Origin of the sequence: Streptomyces sp. URMC 123, assembly GCF_051386515.1 — a bacterium.
Taxonomy (GTDB): Bacteria; Actinomycetota; Actinomycetes; order Streptomycetales; family Streptomycetaceae; genus Streptomyces.
Window position 1 is genome coordinate 1 of the sequence record NZ_JBPQTV010000376.1, and the last position, 5668, is coordinate 5668.

The window sequence follows — 5668 nt, forward strand, 5'->3', positions numbered from 1 at the left end:
CGCCGCACCACCATCACGACCACCGCCGTACGACGCGCCCCCGGCCCGCCTGGCACCGTACTGCGCGGCGTCGGCCGGGCGGCTGGCGAAAGCGTCCGCGGCAAGGTCCAGCGGATCGCCCGGCGCCGCACCACCATCACGGCCACCGCCGTACGGCATGTCACCGGCACGCTTCACGCCGTACTGCACGGCGTCAGCGGGACGACCGCCCTCGGCAGGACTGCCGTTGAAGGCGTCCGCGGCAAAATCCAGAGGATCACCCGGCGCCGCCGCACCACCGTCACGCTGATCGCCGTACGACGCGCCCCCGGGCCGCCCCGCACCGTACTGCGCGAGGCCTGCGGAGTCGTGACCGTACTGCGGCCGGTCCGCCGGGGGCGCGCTCGACCGGGAGGCGTTCGACGGGGGCGGGGGCGGGCGGTCGAACTCCTCGTCGGGCAGGAGCAGGGGCGCGTCCGCGCCCGAGGTCTCCGTCCGTACGGTCGGCACGCCGTCCTCGCCCTCGAACATGTCCGACGCTTGCCCGGCGCCCGGGTCCTGGGCACGGCGGCCCTCGTTGGCGAGGGCCAGCGCCTGGTCGACCTCGCGCTCGATGTCGCGCTCCGGTGCGCCGTGCGCCGTCCCCGCCCCGCGAGCGGCCCCGGGAGCGCCGTCAGGGGCCTCCGGGCGGGCCGCGGGGGGCTCGTCGTAGGGGGCGGTCCCTGCCGCCCGGTCGCCGGGTGTCATCCCGCGGCCGTTCCCGGGCCGGTGCCGCCCGTCTCGGCGTCCTCGGCCTCCGCGGCCCAGCGCGCCGCCAGCGCGGCGGCCTTGCGGACGGCGGCGTCGATGTCCTCCAGGTCGCCGCCGGCGCGGCCGGCCGCGTAGCCGACGAGGAAGGTGGTGAGCGGGGCGGCGGGGCGCGTCACGCCGTGCGCGGCGTCGCGGGCGAGGTCGAGGAGCGCGGCGGCGTCGACGTCCACGTCGATGGCCAGTTCCGCCTTGACTGCGGCAATCCATTCGTCCAGCACACGCCCATGCTCCCTGATTCGCGCGCGGGCCGCGGCGAGGTCCTCCCAGGTGTCGCAGTCGAAGGAGGCCAGGGCGTCGGTGAGGGCGCCGAGGCGCAGCTCGGGGAGGAGCAGGCGCAGCGGGAGGTGGGCGAGGCGGCCGTGCTCGGCGGCGAGCAGGGCGACTTCGCGGCGCAGTGGCTCGGTGCGGTAGACGGCGACGAGGGGCTGGGGGCGGCCGTCGGGGTCGTGCAGCAGGACGCCGTCGAGGCCGTCGTCCCCACCCGGCCCGTCCCCGTCGGCGGCGGGACCGGTGAGGGCGCCGAGCAGCGCGCCGAGAGTCTCGGCGGTGACGAACGGCAGGTCCGCGGAGAGCACGGCGACCAGGGGCGCGTCGACGTGGCGCAGCCCCGCGCCGAGGGCGGCGAGCGGCCCGCCGCCGGGCGGGTCCTCGCGGGCCCACCGTACGGGGCGGGCGGTGGGCATGCGGGGGCCGACGACCACCGTCTCGGCCGCGTCGGCACAGGCCGCCAGGACCCGGTCGAGCAGCGGCCGCCCGCCCACGGAGAGGGCGGGCTTGTCGGCCCCGCCGAGCCGCCGGGCCGCGCCCCCGGCGAGCACCACGGCCGCGTACTGCTGTCCTCGAGCGCTCATCCCCCGAGTATCGACGACCGCCCTCGCGCCGTGCGAAGGCCCTGTCGGCCCGGGTCGTACGGCCCGAGGGGCATACGGCCCCGAGGAGGGGCATACGACCCGGGGCGCCGCACGGCAGAACTGCGGGGCGGCGGCCGGCGGGCCGGTCACGGCCGCCGACCGCCGGCCGCTCGGGACGGTCACGGCCGACCCGCTCCGGCCACCGCCGGCGTGCCGACCCGCCTCAGACGTCCCGCAGCAGCAGAACGGGCCGTTCCACGCAGTCGGCCACATAGCGCAGGAAGCCGCCGGCCGTTCCGCCGTCGCAGACGCGGTGGTCGAAGGTGAGCGACAGCTGGACGACCTGGCGCACCGCCAACTGCCCCTCGTGGAACCAGGGTTTCGGGACGATCCGGCCGACGCCGAGCATGGCCGCCTCCGGGTGGTTGATGATCGGCGTGGAGCCGTCCACGCCGAAGACGCCGTAGTTGTTCAGGGTGAAGGTGCCTCCCGTGAGCTCGGCGGGGGTGAGTGTGCCGGCGCGCGCGGCTTCGGTGAGGCGTGCGATCTCCTCGCTGAGCGAGACCGCGTCGCGGGTGTGCGCGTCCCGGACGACCGGGACGACGAGGCCGCGCTCGGTCTGGGCCGCGAACCCGAGGTGCACGGCGGGCAGCCGGATGATCTCCCGCGCCGCGGTGTCCACGGTGGAGTTCAGCTCGGGGTGGCGGGCGAGGGCGGCCGCGCAGATTCTGGCGAGCAGCGCGAGCAGCGACACCCTGGGGCCGCCGGCGGCGTTCATGGCGGCCCGCGCGGCCAGCAGTTCTGTGGCGTCGGCGTCGACCCAGCAGGTGGCCTCCGGGATCTCCCGGCGGCTGCGGGACAGCTTCTCGGCGACGGCTCCGCGCACTCCGCGCAGCGGGACGCGCTCCTCGCCCGCGGTCGCCGCGGCGGCACCGAGGGCGGGGGCGGCGGGCTCGGCAGGGGGCGCGGGCGCGGCGTACGGCGCCTGCTCCGCCGGCCCGGTGACCTCCCGTATCGCCACGGCGGCCCGCTCGACGTCCGCGCGCAGGATCAGCCCGTCGGGGCCGGAGCCGGGGACGTGCCGCAGATTTACTCCGTACTGGCGCGCGAGCCGCCGTACCAGCGGCGAGATGACCGGGACGGGGCCCCCGGCCGATGCGCCGTCGTCCGTACGGCCGGAGCCGGCCGGTCCGCCGGAAGCGGCCGGGCCGGAGGGGGCGCCCGGCCGGGGGGCGAAGGCCAGGGGCATCGGTCCCCGCGCCCCCGCTGCCGAGGGGTCCGCCGGGTCGCCGGGGGTGGCGACCGGCGCGTCACCGGCCGCAGCCGGGCCCGAGGCCGGGGCCGGAGCCGTTCGGGCCGCCCCCGGCCGGGGCCCGAGGCCCTCGGAGAGCCGGACGCGCCGACGGCGCGCCACGGGCGCCCCGGTGCCGTAGCCGACCAGCACATTGCCGGAGGCGTTCGTCTCCTCGTCGCCCTGACCCCCGCCCTCGGCCACCGGCGCGGGACCGTCGGCCGAGGTCCCGCCCGGCTCCGGAGCCGAGCCCGTACGGGCAGTCGCGTCCGATACGTCGGTGGAGCGGTCCGCGCCGACCGCCACGGTCAACAGCGCCGCGCCGACGGGGACTTCCGCGCCCTCCTCGCCGTACCGCGCGGTGACCACGCCCCCGTAGGGGCACGGCACCTCGACCATCGCCTTCGCCGTCTCCACCTCGACCACCGGCTGGTCCACGGCGACGACGTCGCCGACCTCCACCAGCCAGCGCACGATCTCCGCCTCGGTGAGGCCCTCGCCCAGGTCGGGCAGCGCGAACTCACGGACCTCGGCCATCAGCGCGCCACCTCCCCGGCGAGGCCACCGGGCGCCGTGCGGGCCGCCGCGTCGGGCGTCCAGCCGGACTCCCACTGGAGCCGGGCGACCGCGTCGAGAACCCGGTCCACGCCGGGCAGATGGTGCTTCTCCAGCATCGGCGGCGGATAGGGGATGTCGAACCCGGCGACCCTGAGCACCGGCGCCTCCAGGTGGTGGAAGCACCGCTCGGTGATCCGCGCGGCGATCTCGCCACCCGGCCCGCCGAAGCCCGGCGACTCGTGGACCACGACCGCCCGCCCGGTGCGGCGGACCGAGGAGCAGACGGTGTCGTCGTCGAAGGGCACCAGCGTGCGCAGGTCGATCACTTCGAGGTCCCAGCCCTCGGCCTCGGCCGCGCGGGCGGCTTCGAGACAGACCGGCACCGAGGGCCCGTACGTGATCAGCGTGGCGCCGCGGCCGGCGCGCCGCACCACCGCGCGACCCGGCGGAGGCACCGGCTCCGGGTTCTCGGCCGACCAGTCGGCCTTCGACCAGTACAGCCGCTTCGGCTCCAGGAAGACCACCGGGTCGTCGGAGGCGATGGCGGCCCGCAGCAGCCCGTACGCGTCGGCGACGGTGGCCGGGGTGACGACATGGAGGCCGGGGGTCGCCATGTAGTACGCCTCGGAGGAGTCGCTGTGGTGCTCGACGCCGCCGATCCCGCCGCCGTAGGGCACCCGCACGGTGATCGGCAGCGGCATGGCCCCGCGCGTGCGGTTGCGCATCCGCGACACATGGCTGATGAGCTGTTCGAACGCGGGGTAGGCGAAGGCGTCGAACTGCATCTCCACCACGGGCCGCAGCCCGTACATCGCCATGCCCACGGCCGTGCCGAGGATGCCCGCCTCGGCCAGCGGGGTGTCCGTACAGCGGTCGTCGCCGAACTCCCGGGCGAGGCCGTCGGTGACGCGGAACACCCCGCCGAGCGTTCCGACGTCCTCGCCGAGGACGTGGACGGTCGGGTCCTCGGCCATGGCGTCGCGCAGGGCCCGGCCCAGCGCCTGGGCCATGGTGGCGGGCTTGCGCCGCTCCGCCGTCGTCGGGCTCGCGCCCACTGCCGCGGTGGTCACTGCCGCTCCTCCCCCTCGGCGCCGGCCTCGGCCGCCTCCAGCTCGGCCCGCAACAGGGCCGCCTGTTCGGTCAGTTGTGCCGTGCGCTCGGCGTACACGTGCTCGAAGAGATCCATGGGATCGAGGACCGGCTCCCGGTTCATGCGGTCCCGCAGGTCGGCGGCCATCGCCTCGGCCGCGTCCCGGGCTGCCGCGGCGGTGTCGTCGTCGAGCAGGCCCGCCTCCCGCATCTCGCGCTCCAGGAGGTCGATCGGATCGTGCGCCCGCCACTGCTCGACCTCGGCGTCCGAGCGGTAGCGCGTGGCGTCGTCGGCGTTGGTGTGCGCCTCGGCGCGGTAGGTCACCGCCTCGATCAGGGTCGGGCCGCCCCCCGCGCGGGCCCGCGCCACCGCCTCGCCGAGCACCTCGTGCACGGCCAGGGCGTCATTGCCGTCCACCAGCCGGCCCGGCATGCCGTACCCCACCGCCTTGTGGGCGAGCGAGGGCGCGGCCGTCTGCTTGGCGAGCGGCACGGAGATCGCGAAGCCGTTGTTCTGGATCAGGAAGACCACGGGCGCGCGCCAGACGGCCGCGAAGTTGAGCGCCTCGTGGAAGTCGCCCTCGCTGGTGCCGCCGTCGCCGACCAGGGCGAGCGCGACCACCTCGTCCCCGCGCAGCCGCGCGGCGTGCGCCAGCCCTACGGCGTGGGGCAGTTGGGTGGCCAGGGGCGTGCACAGGGGGGCGATCCGGTGCTCGCGCGGGTCGTACCCGGTGTGCCAGTCGCCGCGCAGCAGGGTCAGGGCGCGCACCGGGTCGAGGCCGCGGGCCACGGCGGCGAGCGTGTCGCGGTAGCTGGGGAAGAGCCAGTCCCGCTCGCTCAGCACCACGCCCGCGGCGACCTGACAGGCCTCCTGTCCGGCGCTGGAGGGGTAGACCGCGAGCCTGCCCTGCCGGGTGAGGGCGGTGGCCTGGGTGTTGTACCTCCGGCCGAGGACCAGCAGCTCGTGGAGGCGCCGCAGCAGCGCGGGGTCGGCGGCTCGGGCGGCCGGGGTGCCGAGCACGCGGTACGGCTCGGCGTCCGGCAGCAGCGGCGCCGGGTCCACGCGGGGGCGCCAGGCCGGGGGCGGGGC

4 protein-coding genes and 1 pseudogene are annotated in these 5668 nt (G+C 77.0%); all 5 read right to left on the reverse strand.

Annotated elements, in window-relative coordinates; translation table 11 throughout:
* A pseudogene (locus ACSNOD_RS27545) lies at nt 1-726 on the reverse strand (hypothetical protein); the annotation flags it as partial.
* Nucleotides 723-1640: an NTP transferase domain-containing protein gene (locus ACSNOD_RS27550; protein WP_436769781.1), complete on the reverse strand. Its 918-nt coding sequence runs from the start codon at nt 1638-1640 to the stop codon at nt 723-725. The gene ACSNOD_RS27550 and the pseudogene ACSNOD_RS27545, both read right to left, overlap by 4 nt.
* Before the next feature lie 223 nt (nt 1641-1863).
* Nucleotides 1864-3468 carry a dihydrolipoamide acetyltransferase family protein gene (locus tag ACSNOD_RS27555; RefSeq protein ID WP_436769782.1) on the reverse strand — a complete coding sequence of 535 codons (1605 nt, stop codon included), beginning with the start codon at nt 3466-3468 and terminating at the stop codon, nt 1864-1866.
* Nucleotides 3468-4559 carry an alpha-ketoacid dehydrogenase subunit beta gene (locus ACSNOD_RS27560; RefSeq protein WP_436769783.1) on the reverse strand — a complete coding sequence of 364 codons (1092 nt, stop codon included), beginning with the start codon at nt 4557-4559 and terminating at the stop codon, nt 3468-3470. Before ACSNOD_RS27560 ends, ACSNOD_RS27555 begins: the two co-directional genes overlap by 1 nt.
* Nucleotides 4556-5668, reverse strand: a 1113-nt coding sequence (gene pdhA, locus ACSNOD_RS27565; RefSeq protein WP_436769784.1) for a pyruvate dehydrogenase (acetyl-transferring) E1 component subunit alpha, incomplete at its 5' end; no start/stop codon positions are given. The genes ACSNOD_RS27560 and pdhA, both read right to left, overlap by 4 nt.